The sequence below is a fragment of the Nitratireductor luteus genome, assembly GCF_026162365.1.
Lineage (GTDB): Bacteria > Pseudomonadota > Alphaproteobacteria > Rhizobiales > Rhizobiaceae > Chelativorans > Chelativorans luteus.
This window is the reverse complement of the sequence record NZ_JAOANW010000016.1, coordinates 24,708-39,333: the sequence shown is the minus strand read 5'-3', so window position 1 is coordinate 39,333 and position 14,626 is coordinate 24,708. Positions and strand designations below refer to the sequence as shown.

Here is a 14,626-nt window from a genome sequence, read left to right as displayed (position 1 = left end):
CATATCGCTGGGCTGAAAATTGGCGGCTTCGCGGCCAGCCGAGAAGGCCTGAGTGCATGCCACGGTCCGGGGCGCATTGAGTAGAACGGGGAATATCCGATGGGCCCTTTCGAGAAAATATCCGACAATCAGTGCTTTGGTGGGACACAGCTTACGCTTGCCCATCACAGCCGGACGACAGGCACGAAGATGCGGTTGAGTGTCTACCTGCCGCCCGCGGCCAAAGATGGGCCTGTACCGGTGGTTTATTACCTTTCCGGCCTGACCTGCACCGAGGAGAATTTTACCGTCAAGGCGGGCGCTCAGCGCGTGGCGGCGGAGATGGGTCTCATCGTCGTCGCGCCCGACACCAGCCCGCGTGGCGAGAACGTCGCGGATTCTTCCGAATATGATTTGGGCCAGGGTGCTGGTTTCTATGTCGACGCGGTGCAGGAACCCTGGGCACCGCATTTCAAGATGTACTCGTATATCGTCCACGAACTGCCGCAGCTTGTCGCAGAGGACTTCCCGGTGCGCCCGGGCGGAGCGGGCATTATGGGCCATTCGATGGGCGGACATGGCGCCCTGACAATCGCGATGCGCCATCCCGATCTGTTCAAGTCGGTCTCAGCCTTTTCACCTATCGTCGCGCCGTCCCAGGTGCCGTGGGGGCGCAAGGCGTTTGCTGCCTATCTGGGGGACGACGAGGCCGCATGGGCGGAGCATGACGCATGCCATCTCGTCCGCGAGCGCGGGTTTCCCACCCAGATCCTCATCGATCAGGGCGCTGACGACCCCTTCCTGGAAGAGCAGTTGCAGACACACCGCTTTATCGACGCGCTGAAGGAAAAGGGTCAATCGGCCAAGGTGCGCATGCAGCCCGGCTACGACCATTCCTATTTCTTCGTCGCCTCATTCATCGACGATCATCTGCGCCACCATGCCCTTGTGCTGAACGGCTGAGTTCCGCTCCCGCCAAGGTGGCGCCCCATGCTACAGATCGACGGCAACTCCCGGGTCAGGAAAACCTTGAGCCGACCTGTTCCAGAAGCCAGCGCTGAAAGGCCTTCCCGAGCGAACTCTCCTGCTTGCCCTCGGGAAGAACGACATAATAGCTGTTGTCCGTAGGCATCGGTCTGTTGAAAACGATCTGCAACTTGCCGGAGGCGACCTCGTCTTCGATCAAGTAGAGCGGGAGAAGCGCGAAACCCAGCCCGCGCACCGCCGCTTCGATGATCATGGCAATCTGGTCGAAGCGATTGCCGCGATAGGCGTTCTCCCAGTCGATCCCGTTGAGCTCGAACCATTCGGCCCAGAGCTTCGGCCGCGTCGCCAGGTGCAGCAGCGGCTTCCCCTGCAAGTCCTCCATCCGCGCGATGGGGCGGGATTGGATGAACGAGGGACTTGCCACCGGCAGGATGATCTCGCCGCAAAGATAGGTGCACGTGGCATGCGCCCATACGGGCTGGCCATAGTGGATGGCGAGGTCGAAACCCTCCGTCGTAAAGTCGAACGGTTCCGAGCGGGAGGCGATATTGATGGCTGTGCCGGGATGCCGGCGCAAGAAATCGGCCAGGCGCGGCACCAGCCAGCGGCTCCCGAATGTCGGCAGCGAGGCAATCGACAGCACGTGTTCGCCATGCGCGGAAGTTCGCGCCCGCACGACGATTTCTTCGGACTGGTGCAGCAGGCGGCGGATATCCGGAAGCAACGTTCTCCCGGTCTCCGACAGGACGACCCGCTGGCGAACCCGCTCGAACAGAAGCACACCAAGCTGCGCCTCGAGCGTTTTGATCTGACGGCTGACGGCGCTCTGGGTCAGGTTCAGCTCGACCGCGGCCTGGGTGAAATTGCCGTGCCGGGCAGCGCATTCGAATGCCTGGAGAACGCTCAGGTCCGGGATTAGCGTTCGGCTCAACTTCATTCTTATCTCGCATTAAGCTAGTCCGATTCCTTGCAACATCGGCCAAATAGGTTGCGCTATGATCAGAATGCAGAATGAACTATCATTAGCGCAGAGCGATCTTCAACGCCATGGCAAACGGTCTCCTCACCCCGCCGATCCTGCTTTCGCGGCACGCCTGCGGGAACAGGTGGTCGCGGTTGAGGAGTTCGATTGCAGCTTCAGTGCCGAACATGCGATCGGGCGGAAGAACCAGATATTTTACGACCGCTATACGCTCGGCACGGCGACGTTCTGAATTGAGGTGGCAACGACCGCCCACGGCAAGGAGATTAAGACCATGACCAAAACAGTGGATGTGAGAGAGGAAACGGCGCGCATACTTGATACGCTGGGCGTTGCCCACAGCAGCTGGACCGGCGGCGACATGCCGTCTTACAGCCCGGTCAACGGAGAGGAGATCACCAGGCTCAAGGCGGCTTCCGCTGCCGATGCCGGCCGGATCATCGAAACAGCGGATGAAGCGTTCAAGGCCTGGCGCACGGTGCCGGCACCCAGGCGCGGCGAGCTCGTGCGGCTGCTCGGCGAGGAGTTGCGTGCGGCTAAAGCGGATCTCGGCCGCCTCGTTTCCATCGAGGTAGGCAAGATCGAGCCCGAAGGCCTGGGCGAAGTGCAGGAGATGATCGACATCTGCGATTTCGCCGTCGGCCTTTCCCGCCAGCTCTATGGTCTCACCATTGCAACCGAGCGCCCCGGGCACCGCATGATGGAGACCTGGCACCCGCTTGGCGTCGTCGGTGTCATTTCCGCATTCAACTTTCCGGTCGCCGTCTGGTCGTGGAATACGGCGCTGGCGCTCGTTTGCGGCAACACCGTCGTCTGGAAACCATCGGAGAAGACCCCGCTCACGGCACTCGCCTGCCAGGCGATCCTCGACCGCGCAATCGCTCGCTTCGGCGAGGCTCCGAAGGGTCTCTCCCAGGTGCTGATCGGCGGCCGCGATGTTGGCGAGGCGCTTGTCGATCACCCGAAAGTGGCGCTCGTATCCGCCACCGGCTCGACGCGCATGGGCTGCGAAGTGGGTCCGCGTCTTGCCAGACGCTTCGCCCGCTCGATCCTGGAGCTTGGCGGCAACAATGCCGGCATCGTTTGCCCCTCGGCCGATCTCGACATGGCGCTGCGCGCCATCGCCTTCGGCGCCATGGGCACCGCCGGCCAGCGCTGCACGACGCTGCGCCGCCTCTTCGTACATGAGAGCGTCTACGGCGATCTCGTGCCGCGCCTGAAGAAGGCCTATGAAAGCGTATCCATCGGCAATCCGCTGGAGACATCCGCTCTCGTCGGGCCGCTGATAGACAAGGGCGCCTACGAGAACATGCTGAAGGCATTGGAGGCCGCCAAGACGGCAGGTGGCAATATCACCGGCGGCAGCCGCGTGCCAGACGCCGGCAAGGAGACGGCCTATTACGTGCGGCCGGCTCTGGTGGAGATGCCGGAGCAGACCGGCCCCGTTCTGGAGGAAACCTTCGCACCAATCCTCTATGTGATGAAGTACAGCGATCTGGATGAGGCGATCGCCCAGCACAATGCCGTGGCGGCCGGTCTTTCCTCGTCGATCTTCACCCTCGACATGCGCGAGGCTGAACACTTCCTTTCGGCGGAAGGGTCGGATTGCGGCATTACCAATGTCAATATCGGCACCTCGGGCGCCGAGATCGGCGGCGCTTTCGGCGGCGAGAAGGAAACGGGCGGCGGCCGCGAGTCCGGTTCGGATGCCTGGAAGGCCTATATGCGCAGGGCAACGAATACAGTGAACTATTCCACCGCGCTGCCACTTGCCCAAGGCGTTTCCTTCGATATCGAGTAGCACGATGACAATCGCACCCAAGGTCGAGGAAGCGGGCTTTCGTCCCGCTTCCCGCACCTTCGCCGGCTGGGCCGGGCCTATCGGCAAGACCTTCGCTGGCGGCAAGACGATCGCCACCGACTTCACGGATTATCTTCTGAAAGAAGCGCATGTCGCCGTGAGGCCGGGTTCGGCGTTCGGCCTGTCGGGAACTGCGCTGACGAGGCTACTTGGCTGCAGTTTCAATACCGACGCACCAACATGTGTGACAGTTTCGGAGCGGATATAGACAGAGGCGGCAAGCCGCGCGAAATCATCCGAAGGTTCAGGAGCCAGAGAAGGTAAGCTGTATCTTCACTGCCCGGCTGCGATCGCCGGCGCGCTCGAAGGCATCCTCGGCTTCTTCCAGCGGATAGCTGCCTGAGATGATCGGGCGCACGTCTATCGCGCGGCCGCCGATGAGGCGCACGGCCTCCACAAACTCGGTGTCGAACCGGTGCGACCCGACGAGATTGATCTCCTTGCCGACCAGCATGTTCAGCGGGATCGGCAGGTCCCCGGCCACGCCGAGTTGCACGACCGTGCCTTGCGGGCGTACGGCCTGTATGGCGGATTTGAGGGCAGGGGCGGCGGCGGAACATTCGAAAGCCAGGTCGAACGTTCCCTTGGCCTCGAAATATGGATCGAGAGCGTGCGGCTCCGTCGCCATGTTCACCGTGTTCGTCGCACCCACGGCGCGCGCCACGGTCAGAGCTGCGTCCTGCAGATCGGTAACGACGATTTCGCTCGCGCCCGCATGGGCGCACGCCGCCGTCGTCAGAGTGCCGATGGGTCCGGCGCCGGTTACCAGTATGCGCTTGCCGCGTATGTCGCCGGCACGGCTCAGTGCGTGCAAGCACACTGCCAGCGGCTCCGCTGCCGCGGCCTCCGCGAGACTCGCTTCGCGTTCGATTTTCTCGCATTGAAAAGCGTCCGCCACGATCAGGTCGCGAAAACCGCCCTGTTCGTGCGGGAAGCGCAGTGCCGAACCGTAGAAGCGCATCGAAAGGCAATGCTGGCGCAGCCCCTCGCGACAATAGCGGCATTCATTGCATGGCCGGCTCGGATTGAGCGCCACGCGATCGCCCGCGATGAGGTCACCCACGCCTTCGCCCACAGCTTCGATCGTGCCAGCCACCTCATGGCCCAGGATGATCGGTTCGCGCACGCGGATCGGCCCGAACCCCCCGTCGTGATAATAGTGCAGGTCCGATCCGCAGATACCGCCGGCGCCGATGCGCACCAGTACCTCGCCCGCGCGGGGCTCTGCCACGGGCTGGCGCTCGATGCGGATATCATGCGGACCGTAGAGGCGGCAGACGCGCGTTTCCATCGCAGTAACCTCAGTCGAACAGAAGGGAGGGAAGCCAGGTCGCTAGCGGCGGGTAATAGGAGACCAGCAGCAGAACCAGGACGTTGGTCAGCAGAAACGGCGTGATTGCCCGCACCACCGGCGCCAGCGGCAGCCGGGCAATGCCCGCGCATACGAACAGGCACACGCCGACGGGTGGCGTGGTGAGACCTATCATCAGGTTCAGCACTGCGAAGGTGGCGAAGTGCAACGGGTCGATGCCGACGCTCTGGGCAAGGGCCAGTAGGGGCACGAAAAGCACGATGAGCGCGGCAATCGTCTCCATGAACATGCCGATGAAGAGCAGGAAGAGGTTGATGAGCAGGATGACGAGGAACTTGTTGTCCGTCACCGAGAGCACGGCCGCCGCCACCGTCTGCGGAATGCGCTCGGAGACCAGAATCCAGCCGAAGACATTGGCAAAGCCCACCAGCGCCAGGATGGCGGCGGAGGAGACGGCGCTGTCGACCAGCACCTTCGGCACCGCCTTGAGGGACAGCTCGCGGTAGATGAAGGCGCCCACGATGAAGGCGTAGACGCTCGCCACCACCGCCGTCTCCGTCGGCGTCATCATGCCCGAAAGCAGCCCGCCGACGATCAGCGCCGTCATGGCGAGCGCCCAGAAGGCGCCCATGAAGGACCGGCCGAGTTCGCCCACGCCCTGCCAGGGCTGGCGTGGAAAGTTGCGGCGCGTGGCGATGATGTAGGTCGTCACCATCATGGCCAGGCCGAGGAGAATGCCCGGCACGGCGCCGGCGATGAACATTCGGCCGACCGAAATGCCCGATAGCGAGCCGACGATGATCATCGGTACGCTGGGCGGGATCATAGGGCCGACCGTGGAGGAGGCGGCGGTGACGGCGGCTGAGAAGTCAGCCGGGTAGCCGGCCTTCTTCATGCCCGGGATCATCACCCCGCCGATCGATGCGGCGTCGGCCACCGCGGTGCCGGAGATGCCACCGAACAGCATGGAGCCGGCCACGTTGGAAAGGCCGAGCCCGCCGCGCATCCAACCCACCAGCGCATTGGCGAAGCGGATGATGCGCTCCGTAATGCCGCCATGGTTCATCAGATTGCCGGCGAGGATGAAACCGGGGATCGACAGCAGCACGAAGACGTCGATGCCCGCATACATCTTCTGCGGCATGACCACGAGCGGTATGCCGGCGGCCAGGAGATAGCACATCGAGGCAAGCCCGAGGGTGACGGCGACGGGAATGCCGGCAGCAAGCCCGCCGACGAAGACGCCGATCAGGATGGCAAGGTTCATTGCGGCAAATCCGGGTTGAAGACTGGGCGCCCGTCGCTGCGGCCCGACAGCATCGCAAGCCCCCGAATGAGCGCGAAGAGCAGGAGGGACGCGATGAGCACCAGCACGCTGGCGTGGATAAAGGTCATTTTCCAGCCCAGCGCGGGCGAGGTCTGCAGGCTGCCGATCATCGTGAAGCGCCAGGAGGGGAGGATGAGCGCCGCGCACAGCCCAACGGTGGCCAATGCCGAAATCAGCCGCAGGATGAACGGCAGGCGGCCCGGCAGCGATTCGCTGATGATATCGACATTGACGAGATCGCCGGTGCGATAGGAAAGGCCGACACCGAAGGCCGTCAGATACAGAAGCGCAAAGCGTGTCAGTTCCTCCGTCCAGACGGGAGAACTGTTGAAAACGGAGCGCCCAAGAACCTGAACCAGAACCGCGAAGATCAGCACCGCGAAGGCCAGCCCCACTGCAACCTGGAAAAGCGCGATCAGACCGCTATAGAGCTGCTTCCACATGGCTGGCTCCGCTTTGAAAAAAAGGGTGTTGTGGCCCCGGGGGGCGCGGGAGTCGACCCGCGCCCCCCCGGGCTCTTCGGTTCAGTTGGCGAAGAACTGCTCGACGATCGGGCGGATCTCGTCATTGACGTTTGCCAGCACGGCGTCCTTCGCCTTCGAGGCAAAGGCGTTGGTGTCCACCTCGACGAAGGTCATGCCCTTTTCCTTGAGCACACTGGCCAGGCGCTGCTCGTCTTCCAGGAACAGCTCGCGCTCATACTCCTGCGCGCGGCTGGCCGCTTCCATCACGGCTTCCTTGTCCTCGTCGGAAAGCTTGTTCCAGGTCATCTCGGAGATGGTGAGATAGATCCAGGACCGTACGTGCTCCGTCAGGTTCACTTGGCTCTGCACCTCGTAGAAATTGGCCGAGTAGATGAGCGCCAGCGGGTTTTCCTGGCCGTCGATGGTGCCGTTCTGCAGCGAGGTGAAGACCTCGGAAAAGGCCATCGGCGTCGGCTGGGCGCCGAGCGCGCCCCAAACGTCGACGAAGAGCGGCACGTTCGGCACCCGCAGCTTGAGCCCGTTGAGCTCGTCCGGCGAGGTGATCGGCCGGTTGGAGGTCAGGTTGCGCGGTCCGCGGGCGAAATAAGCGATGGGGCGGATCTGCGCCTTCTCAATGATCTGCGCCTCGATCTGATCGCCGATTTCCCCGCTCGCCACCTCGTCCATGTGTTCAAGGCTCTTATAGGCGTAGGGAACGGCCAGCAGCGCCGCCATGGGTGCCCAGTTCTGCAGGCTTTCGCCGGTGATGGTCATGTCGGCTGTGCCGAGCTGCATGCCGTTGATAAGATCCATTTCCTTGCCGAGCGACTCGTTTGGGTAGACCTCGACGGCGATGCGGCCGTCCGTCAGCGTCTGCAGTTCTTCGCCGAATTTCACGGCGGCCTTGTGCCAGGTGTTCTCCTCGTTGGCGAGATGGCCGAGCTTCAGCGTCATCTCCTGCGCCAGGGCTGTGCCGGTAACCAGTACGCCGGCGAGGCCGGCGATCAGCGTTCTTGCGATGGCTTTCATCTGTTTTCCTCCGTCTTGGTTGGTTTGGGTCTTTGCGCTCAGCCTGCCGTCTCGAAGAGATCGGGGCGGGTGCTGGCGATGGCGGGCAGATCGGTCAGGATCTTTCGCAGATGCGCGCGCATGGCACGGGCGGCGCCCTCGGCATCGCGCGCGCCGATGGCCGTCACGATCTCGCGGTGCTGAAGGACGAGCTCGCGCTTGGGGAAGTGAAGCGCGCTCAGATAGCGCACGCGGTCCATCTGCGCTTTCACTTCCTCGATCACCTTCCAGGCATAGGACTTGCCCGCCGCATCAGCGAGCGTGCGGTGAAAGCGCTCGTCGAGCTCGATGAACTGGTGGGCCTCGTTGTCCGGAAGCTTTTCCTGACGCATCAACTGGTCGTGCAGATCCGCCATCAGCACATCGTCCACCCGCTCTGCCACCAGCTTGACGATGTCGGCCTCAATGGCCTCGCGCACGAAACGCGCGTCCATAACGGCCGCTGGGGATATCTTGCGCACGAGGGTGCCGCGCTGCGGACGGATCTCGACGAGGCCGTCCTCGGCAAGCTTGATGAAGGCTTCGCGCACCGGCTGCCGGCTCAGGGCGTAGCTCCTGGCGATCTCGGACTCGGAGATCAGGCTGCCAGGCGCGAGGTCAGCGCTGATGATGCGTTCGCGCAGGATGCGATAAAGCTGCGGCCCGATGGGCATGCCATGCTCCAAGATCCATTCCGCGCGCGGCTGCAGATTCATTGGCTCTTGCCTCCATCGGTTCTCTCTAACGCTATACTTACATACTAGTCAACAGAAAGAGTTCTTGCTACCAGTCCACCCGCCGGCCTGCAGGCGCCGCGGGAACGGTCGACGGTTGTCAATGCGCCCCCGGGGGCGCAGCAAATCTTGCACAAGCGCGGAAGGGAGAATTATTGGGGCGCTTTAGTATTGGCGCTGGTCTGCCGGCATCTCAAACGGTTTGCGCGGCGTAGACCTTCAGCGCCTCGCGGACGCCAGCCTCGTCCAACCGCGTGGTCCAACGGCTAAATGCTTCCGCGAGGCGCGGGTTCTCGGCCAAGTCTCCGAAGACGCGGATGTTTCGCAGAAAGATCAGCGGGTCGGCTTCCAATTCCTTCGCGCGGCGGCGCAGGTCCTGGGCGAGCGGGTCATGAATCGTGATCTCCTGTCCCGCCTCGTCAACCCCGCGCAGATATCTGGCCCACAGAGCAATTTCGAGCGCCAGGCCCGACACTTCCTTGCCTGCCGCGATCGCGTCTCGCAATGCGGGTAGGATGAATTTGGGTTGCCGGTCCGAACCATCGGCCGCGTTGCGCGCAATCGTATCGCCGATCTCGGGGTTGGAGAAGCGGGCGATCACCGTTTCCAGATAATCGTTATAGGCCACCTCATCGAGCGGCGGCAGCGTCGGAATCATCTCGCGGTTTTGCAGGGCACGCAGCCAGCTGAGAATATCCGGATCCGCCATCGCATCATGGATGAAGCGGTGCCCCAGTAGGGCAGCGGCGTATGAGATGCTGGCATGCGATGCGTTCAGAATCCGCAGCTTCATCAGTTCGTACCGGGCGATATCGCCGATAAATTCCACGCCGACCTGCTCCAATGGCGGTCTGCCTGCCGGAAAACGATCCTCGATCACCCATTGCCGAAACGGCTCGCAAACGACAGGTGCGGCGTCCTCGATCCCGAACCTTTCCCGGACAAGATCGCGCTCGCGCTGCGTCGTTGCCGGCGTGATGCAATCGACCATGGAATTGGGGAAGGCGACTGCCTCGGCGACCCAATCGGCCAAGGCCGGGTCTGTCATCCGGGCAAGTCCCGTGACCGCCCGGTGTGCGGCCGCGCCGTTGCCCGGCAGGTTGTCACAGGAAAGCACCGTGAAGGGCATATGTCCCGCAGCTCTGCGCAGGCGCAATGCCTTCAGGATCACTCCAAGAACTGTTCGTGGCTGGTCCGGTGTCCGCGCGTCTACCCGGATGTCGGGATGATCCGGGTCGAACTGCCCTTCCGCGTCCAGAAAGTAACCACCTTCGGTAACGGTGAGTGAAACGATACGGATGCGCGGATCGGCCATTCCAACGACGATGGCCCGCGGTTCGACGGGCAGAAAATCGACCATCGCTCCGGTCACCCTGGCTGACAGCCCTTCGGGATCGAGCTCAACCACCGAGGTCAACCAGTCCTGCGCGGCCAACCTGTCGCGCATCGCGGCATCGCTCTCGCGAACCCCGGCCCCGATTATCGCCCAGTCGTGGCTTCTGCCGGTCGCAAAGAGGCGATCCAGGTAGACGCCCATATGCGCGCGATGAAAATTCCCCACACCCACATGAAGGATGCCCGGTGAGAGAGCCGCACGATCATATTCCGGCGCGGCGACGCCTTGGGGCAGGTTGGCGAGCGTACCGGCACTGAGGCGAAGAGCCATCCTCCGTTTCCTCTTATAAGATCAGCAGGCGGTGAAGCCACCGTCGATGGGCAACGATACGCCGGAGATCATTGAGGCGCCGTCGCTCAGCAGGAAGGCGATAGGCGCGGCTATCTCTTCTTCCGTCGCCCAACGGCCGAGGGGCATCTGCTTCAGGAACGGTTCGCCGATCTCAGGGCGGCCCCAGTAGAACGCCGACATCTCGGTCATCACCACCGTGGGATGCACGCCATTCACCCTGATGCCATAGGGCCCGAGCTCGAGGGCCGAGACGCGCGTGATGTTGTCCAGTGCTGCCTTGGACGCGCCATAGGAAATATGGCCCTTGAGCGCGACCAGAGAGGCCTGGCTGGACACGTTCACGATAGCGCCGCCCCTGCCAAGTCGGATCATTGTGCGTGAGGCGTATTTGGTGACGAGAAGAGCGCCGCGGGCGTTGATGGAAATCACTCTGTCGAACACGTCGATATCGGTCTCCATCGGCGTTGCGATCTCGCCGCCGAAGCCGCCGCAATTGACCACGCCCCATAGATCCAGGTCGCCTATGGCATCCCGCACACTGTCCTCGGAAGTCAGATCGAACGCTACCTTCCGGCAGCCGGTCTCGTCGGCAAGCGCCTTGAGCTTCGTTTCATCGCGGCCGCTGGCGATTACATCGGCGCCCTTGGCGACCAGATGTCTGACCGTTGCCGCTCCGATGCCGCCCGTAGCGCCCGTCAACAGAATAGGGCCTTTGTCGTACGATGCCATTTACGTTCCTCCTCCCGATGGAATTTGCAGTGTGGCCGAGCCCAACAGGTCGCGGACCTCGCCAAGCACCCGCGAATCGATTGGTTTTTCAGCGTTGATCTCCACGACCGGGCCGATGGCGAAGGGCTTTGCGCGCTTGGTGAGTTCGAACAGTTCATCGGCGTAGGATGCAGGCGGATGCCCCGTGTGCCGGCCGGCAGTCCGGGTACGATAACGCGCGGCGGCGGTTTCCGGACTCACCCGGCACCAGAGTTCGATTACCCTTTCGATCCGCGCGAGCGCAATGTGATCGCGCAGGACGCCTTCGGGTTGAAACCCGTGCCACGCGTCGATCACCGGCACCAGCCTGTCGGGAAAAGACGCAATAGTATTGAAGATGGCGTGGTAGCTGGCCCTGCCCAGCATCCGGTTATGCTCGCGGTCGCCGGTTCCAACATGAACGAAGAGCCCCTCCTTGATCGTGTCGAGGCTTAGAGGCACCGCGGCGATGTCCGCGTCATGAAGCGCCTGGATCAGACGTTCGCTGACGGTCGATTTGCCGCTGGCTGGCACGCCGTTGACGATAATCGCCTGCCTCATGCTGCCGGTCCCCGTTCCGCGCCGCGCACCACCTGAAGAGCGTGAAGCCCCGCACCGATGACGCCAGCGTCGTCCCCAAGCGATGCCGCCTCGACGGGCATTTCGAACCATTTGCTCCGTCGGGGCATCCGTTCAAGCGCACGTGCCATCTCGGCACCAAGTCCGCCGCCGATGATAACGAGGCGCGGATCGGCCACAGCGACAAGGGATTCGATCGCACGCTGCAGCGGGCCGGCCCATTTGTCGAGAATGATTGCCGCCAAGGAGTCCCCCGTCCCGGCGCGCGCGAGAAGATCGTCCGCGCGGGTTTCCTCGGGCAGGTCGGTTTCCGCGATCAGACGGCCAAGCGCCGTGCCTGAGCTGAATGTTTCGACACAGCCGGTCCGCCCACAATTGCACTGAGGCCCATCCTTGGCGACGACGATATGTCCGAACTGTCCCGAAAAGCCGCCCCCATACCACGGCGCGCCGTCACTTAGTGCCGCGCCGCCGATCCCGGTGCCCACGGTTATCATGAAGATCAGACCCAGCGCGCCTTCCGGGCGTGCCCGCCCTTCGGCGATCAATGCCATTGTTGCATCGTTCTCGATCCGGGATTGCAGTCCAGTCTTGTGCGCGATCAGGTCGGCCAGATCCAGCCCTGCGATATCGAGGTAGCCTGCGGATTTAATCTCGCCTGATTTGCCGTCCACTCTGCCGGGAATGCCGATGCCCACAGCGGTATCACCATCGGTTCGCAGGTTATCCACCAGGCGCAGCAACTGACCCACAAAACCCTGTCGATCCTGTCTGACCGGCTCGATTACGCGCTCCAGCAGCGCGCCCGCCCGGTTCACCCGGGCAACACGGATGCGGGTTCCCCCCACATCCACGCCAATGGCCGTGTCAGCCTTGGACCGCATGGGCGTCGAGAACCTTCTGGATCTGGCGGAGCCGGTCACTGGCGATCTGCTCAAGGCGTGTCTCATGCGTCTTGGCATCGAGCGAGATGCAATCCTTCCACAGGGCGCGGCCCGCGATCACGCCCGATGCCCCGTTCTCCATGGCGGTTTCCACCTGTCCGATGAAGGTTTCATGGTCGACACCGGCCGACAGCACCGCCCAGGGCACGCCGTTGCAGAGTTCGGTGATCCGGCGGCACGCTTCGGCTGTACCGGGATAAGGCAGCTTGAGAACCTTGGACCCCAGCTCCAGCGAGATGCGGGCGCAATCGACGATGAGATCGGGGAAGGCCTTGGCGTAGTCCGCGTCCGATTCACCGTCGAGCTGGTAGGTCAGGATCTCGACCACCAGCAGAACGTCCTCGCGCGCGAAGTCGGCGATGCAGTCGCGGATGATCTGGATGTTGACCTCGTTCGCATCGGGGCGGTCGGGGCGCAGATACACCATCAGCTTGGCGCCGGTGCCGCCCAGTTCGCGCACGCGGCGGGCGTCGATACCCGGCACCAGCTTGGAGATCCGATAGCCGTTGGCGTCGGTGTCCCAGCCTGACGCGTCGAGGCCGATCAGAAGCCCCGTGTCGCGGGCCAGAACACCTTCATCGACGACTTTCGGAACGGCACATACCGCGTCGAGGAGCACGCAGGAGGCCTTGTTCGCGAGATGGCGCACGATGCCGGCCTTGACGATGCCGAGCATGGCCTCGTCAATCTTGGCCTGTGCCTCCGGCGTATCGGCCAGAACCTTGCGCATGCCTCCGCGTTGATCGCAGGCGACGACCATCATCAGACCGTTGTCGCCGCAAATCTGCTGATAGCCGCGAAGTTCCGAAGTCGTCATTTTCGTATTCATGCGGATGATCCTGATTTCCGTGTCTCTCGGTGCGCCATTGACTTTACCGAGGGAGATAGCGCCCTCCGCGACATCCTTCAACAATAATTTACAGAAATATATTTCACATAAGTTCCTCGCCCGGGCGCTCTCTGTGTTGCAGGTGGTCCAGCATCACACGGGCAACGCGCGTGTCGGTTACAAGCGCGTTGATCATGCCCGACCGCGCCGCGCCCAGTATGGAGCGAACCTTGTCCTTGCCGACCGCCACACCGATGCTCAACGGAATTCGCTGCAACTGCTCCCGGCTGATCGCCATGAGATTGTCCTGACCCGGCCACCGGACTTCCTGTCCGTTTTCATCGAAGTAGTGCCTCACGACGTCGCCTACCACGCGACGGGCATCACTGCGCTCGAAAGTGGCGTCCTGATTGCTGGCGGCCTTTCGGAAATCGCCGATCCCCAGGATCGCAGCGTCCACGTGCGACCAATATTTCAGGATTCGCGCCGTATCCGGATCCTGCTTCAAGACGGAGCGCAGCTCCGCCGAAACCAGCGAGGGGGCATGAAGAAAGCGAGCTTCGCCCTGCGTCGACTCTGCGGCGATGCGCACGAACTCGTTGATCTGAAAATGCGAGGCGGTTTCGTGTATGCCGCCCATTGCCGGCACCACGACGACATCCGGTATCCTTGGAAGTCCGGCGGCGATGACGCTCTGGATCGTGCGGCCCCACCCGATGGCGACCACGGACCCCGCCGGCAGTTCGGCATCCGTCAACAGCGCGCCGACGCTCGAGGCGAGCGCGGCAACCTTGTCGCTTTCGACCACCCGGACGGCGCGCAGCTTCAGCGCGGCACAAAGCTGGTCGCCGATCTCGTCCGCCTCATCCAGGTCGGCGACATGGATCCGCACGATCCCATCTTCGCGGGCTTGCGCCAGAAGCCGGGACACCGTTGCGGTCGACACCTGCATACGGCGCGAAACCTCCAATTGCGATGCGCCCTCCAGATAATGTAGCCTTGCAGCGGTGTGCATCAGGCTTCGGTTCAAAAGCCGAGCGCCCTTGGGGCGTCTGGTCATCGTCGTTCTCCGTGAAATATATTTCTGGAACTTAATTCTTGCGTCATAACTCGCGGTTGGGCAATATCAAACTCGTCGAACTCGTTT

The 14,626-nt window shown here is 62.8% G+C and carries 14 protein-coding genes and 2 pseudogenes; 4 read left to right on the top strand and 12 right to left on the bottom strand.

Annotated elements, in window-relative coordinates:
- Positions 1-99: 99 nt before the first annotated feature.
- Positions 100-942 carry an S-formylglutathione hydrolase gene (gene fghA / locus N1058_RS20110; protein WP_265519384.1) on the top strand — a complete coding sequence of 281 codons (843 nt, stop codon included), beginning with the start codon at positions 100-102 and terminating at the stop codon, positions 940-942.
- A gap of 55 nt (positions 943-997) precedes the next feature.
- Here the strand turns inward: fghA and N1058_RS20105 are convergent, their stop codons facing one another.
- A complete protein-coding gene (locus N1058_RS20105; protein ID WP_265519383.1) occupies positions 998-1,903 on the bottom strand; it encodes a LysR family transcriptional regulator in 906 nt (301 codons plus the stop codon).
- Positions 1,904-2,018: 115 nt separating this feature from the next.
- Here N1058_RS20105 and N1058_RS20100 point away from each other — a divergent pair.
- From N1058_RS20100 to N1058_RS20090, 3 genes and pseudogenes are all read left to right on the top strand, one after another.
- Positions 2,019-2,159: pseudogene (locus tag N1058_RS20100) on the top strand (FAD-binding oxidoreductase); the annotation flags it as partial.
- A 63-nt stretch (positions 2,160-2,222) separates the two neighbouring features.
- Positions 2,223-3,749, top strand: a complete 1,527-nt coding sequence (gene amaB / locus N1058_RS20095) for an L-piperidine-6-carboxylate dehydrogenase (RefSeq protein ID WP_274709352.1) — start codon at positions 2,223-2,225, stop codon at positions 3,747-3,749.
- Between the two features lie 55 nt (positions 3,750-3,804).
- Positions 3,805-3,936: pseudogene (locus tag N1058_RS20090) on the top strand (aspartate transaminase); the annotation flags it as partial.
- 117 nt (positions 3,937-4,053) lie between these two features.
- Here the strand turns inward: N1058_RS20090 and N1058_RS20085 are convergent.
- From N1058_RS20085 to N1058_RS20035, 11 genes are all read right to left on the bottom strand, one after another.
- Entirely contained in the window at positions 4,054-5,100 is a 1,047-nt protein-coding gene (locus N1058_RS20085) for an L-idonate 5-dehydrogenase (protein WP_265519382.1), read from the bottom strand.
- Between the two features lie 10 nt (positions 5,101-5,110).
- On the bottom strand, positions 5,111-6,388 hold the full coding sequence (locus N1058_RS20080; protein ID WP_265519381.1) for a TRAP transporter large permease: 1,278 nt from the start codon (positions 6,386-6,388) through the stop codon (positions 5,111-5,113).
- Complete coding sequence (locus N1058_RS20075; RefSeq protein WP_265519380.1) at positions 6,385-6,891, bottom strand: TRAP transporter small permease; 507 nt, start codon at positions 6,889-6,891, stop codon at positions 6,385-6,387. Before N1058_RS20075 ends, N1058_RS20080 begins: the two co-directional genes overlap by 4 nt.
- Positions 6,892-6,972: 81 nt before the next feature.
- The gene (locus N1058_RS20070; protein ID WP_265519379.1) at positions 6,973-7,941 is read right to left on the bottom strand and encodes a TRAP transporter substrate-binding protein; all 969 of its coding nucleotides are present in this window, start codon (positions 7,939-7,941) and stop codon (positions 6,973-6,975) included.
- A 38-nt stretch (positions 7,942-7,979) separates the two neighbouring features.
- Complete coding sequence (locus N1058_RS20065) at positions 7,980-8,675, bottom strand: GntR family transcriptional regulator (protein ID WP_265519378.1); 696 nt, start codon at positions 8,673-8,675, stop codon at positions 7,980-7,982.
- A gap of 211 nt (positions 8,676-8,886) precedes the next feature.
- Positions 8,887-10,359, bottom strand: coding sequence for a mannitol dehydrogenase family protein (locus N1058_RS20060; RefSeq protein ID WP_265519377.1), 1,473 nt, complete (start codon positions 10,357-10,359; stop codon positions 8,887-8,889).
- Positions 10,360-10,380: 21 nt separating this feature from the next.
- Complete coding sequence (locus tag N1058_RS20055) at positions 10,381-11,109, bottom strand: SDR family oxidoreductase (protein WP_265519376.1); 729 nt, start codon at positions 11,107-11,109, stop codon at positions 10,381-10,383.
- Positions 11,110-11,688 carry a P-loop nucleotide/nucleoside kinase family protein gene (locus N1058_RS20050; protein WP_265519375.1) on the bottom strand — a complete coding sequence of 193 codons (579 nt, stop codon included), beginning with the start codon at positions 11,686-11,688 and terminating at the stop codon, positions 11,110-11,112. It lies immediately after the preceding gene.
- Entirely contained in the window at positions 11,685-12,590 is a 906-nt protein-coding gene (locus N1058_RS20045) for an ROK family protein (protein WP_265519374.1), read from the bottom strand. Before N1058_RS20045 ends, N1058_RS20050 begins: the two co-directional genes overlap by 4 nt.
- A complete protein-coding gene (locus N1058_RS20040) occupies positions 12,574-13,479 on the bottom strand; it encodes a tagatose-bisphosphate aldolase (RefSeq protein ID WP_265519373.1) in 906 nt (301 codons plus the stop codon). The genes N1058_RS20045 and N1058_RS20040 overlap by 17 nt, the downstream gene beginning before the upstream one ends.
- A 103-nt stretch (positions 13,480-13,582) precedes the next feature.
- On the bottom strand, positions 13,583-14,539 hold the full coding sequence (locus N1058_RS20035) for a sugar-binding transcriptional regulator (RefSeq protein ID WP_265519372.1): 957 nt from the start codon (positions 14,537-14,539) through the stop codon (positions 13,583-13,585).
- Positions 14,540-14,626: the final 87 nt, after the last annotated feature.

Excerpts from the sequence above, each read along its gene's own strand:
- N1058_RS20040 (WP_265519373.1), bottom strand. The coding sequence starts at position 13,479 with ATGAATACGAAAATGACGACTTCGGAACTTCGCGGCTATCAGCAGATT.
- N1058_RS20080 (WP_265519381.1), bottom strand. The coding sequence starts at position 6,388 with ATGAACCTTGCCATCCTGATCGGCGTCTTCGTCGGCGGGCTTGCTGCC.
- N1058_RS20070 (WP_265519379.1), bottom strand. The coding sequence starts at position 7,941 with ATGAAAGCCATCGCAAGAACGCTGATCGCCGGCCTCGCCGGCGTACTG.
- N1058_RS20075 (WP_265519380.1), bottom strand. The coding sequence starts at position 6,891 with ATGTGGAAGCAGCTCTATAGCGGTCTGATCGCGCTTTTCCAGGTTGCA.
- fghA (WP_265519384.1), top strand. The coding sequence starts at position 100 with ATGGGCCCTTTCGAGAAAATATCCGACAATCAGTGCTTTGGTGGGACA.
- N1058_RS20050 (WP_265519375.1), bottom strand. The coding sequence starts at position 11,688 with ATGAGGCAGGCGATTATCGTCAACGGCGTGCCAGCCAGCGGCAAATCG.
- N1058_RS20065 (WP_265519378.1), bottom strand. The coding sequence starts at position 8,675 with ATGAATCTGCAGCCGCGCGCGGAATGGATCTTGGAGCATGGCATGCCC.
- amaB (WP_274709352.1), top strand. The coding sequence starts at position 2,223 with ATGACCAAAACAGTGGATGTGAGAGAGGAAACGGCGCGCATACTTGAT.
- N1058_RS20060 (WP_265519377.1), bottom strand. The coding sequence starts at position 10,359 with ATGGCTCTTCGCCTCAGTGCCGGTACGCTCGCCAACCTGCCCCAAGGC.
- N1058_RS20085 (WP_265519382.1), bottom strand. The coding sequence starts at position 5,100 with ATGGAAACGCGCGTCTGCCGCCTCTACGGTCCGCATGATATCCGCATC.
- N1058_RS20105 (WP_265519383.1), bottom strand. The coding sequence starts at position 1,903 with ATGAAGTTGAGCCGAACGCTAATCCCGGACCTGAGCGTTCTCCAGGCA.
- N1058_RS20045 (WP_265519374.1), bottom strand. The coding sequence starts at position 12,590 with ATGCGGTCCAAGGCTGACACGGCCATTGGCGTGGATGTGGGGGGAACC.
- N1058_RS20035 (WP_265519372.1), bottom strand. The coding sequence starts at position 14,539 with ATGACCAGACGCCCCAAGGGCGCTCGGCTTTTGAACCGAAGCCTGATG.
- N1058_RS20055 (WP_265519376.1), bottom strand. The coding sequence starts at position 11,109 with ATGGCATCGTACGACAAAGGCCCTATTCTGTTGACGGGCGCTACGGGC.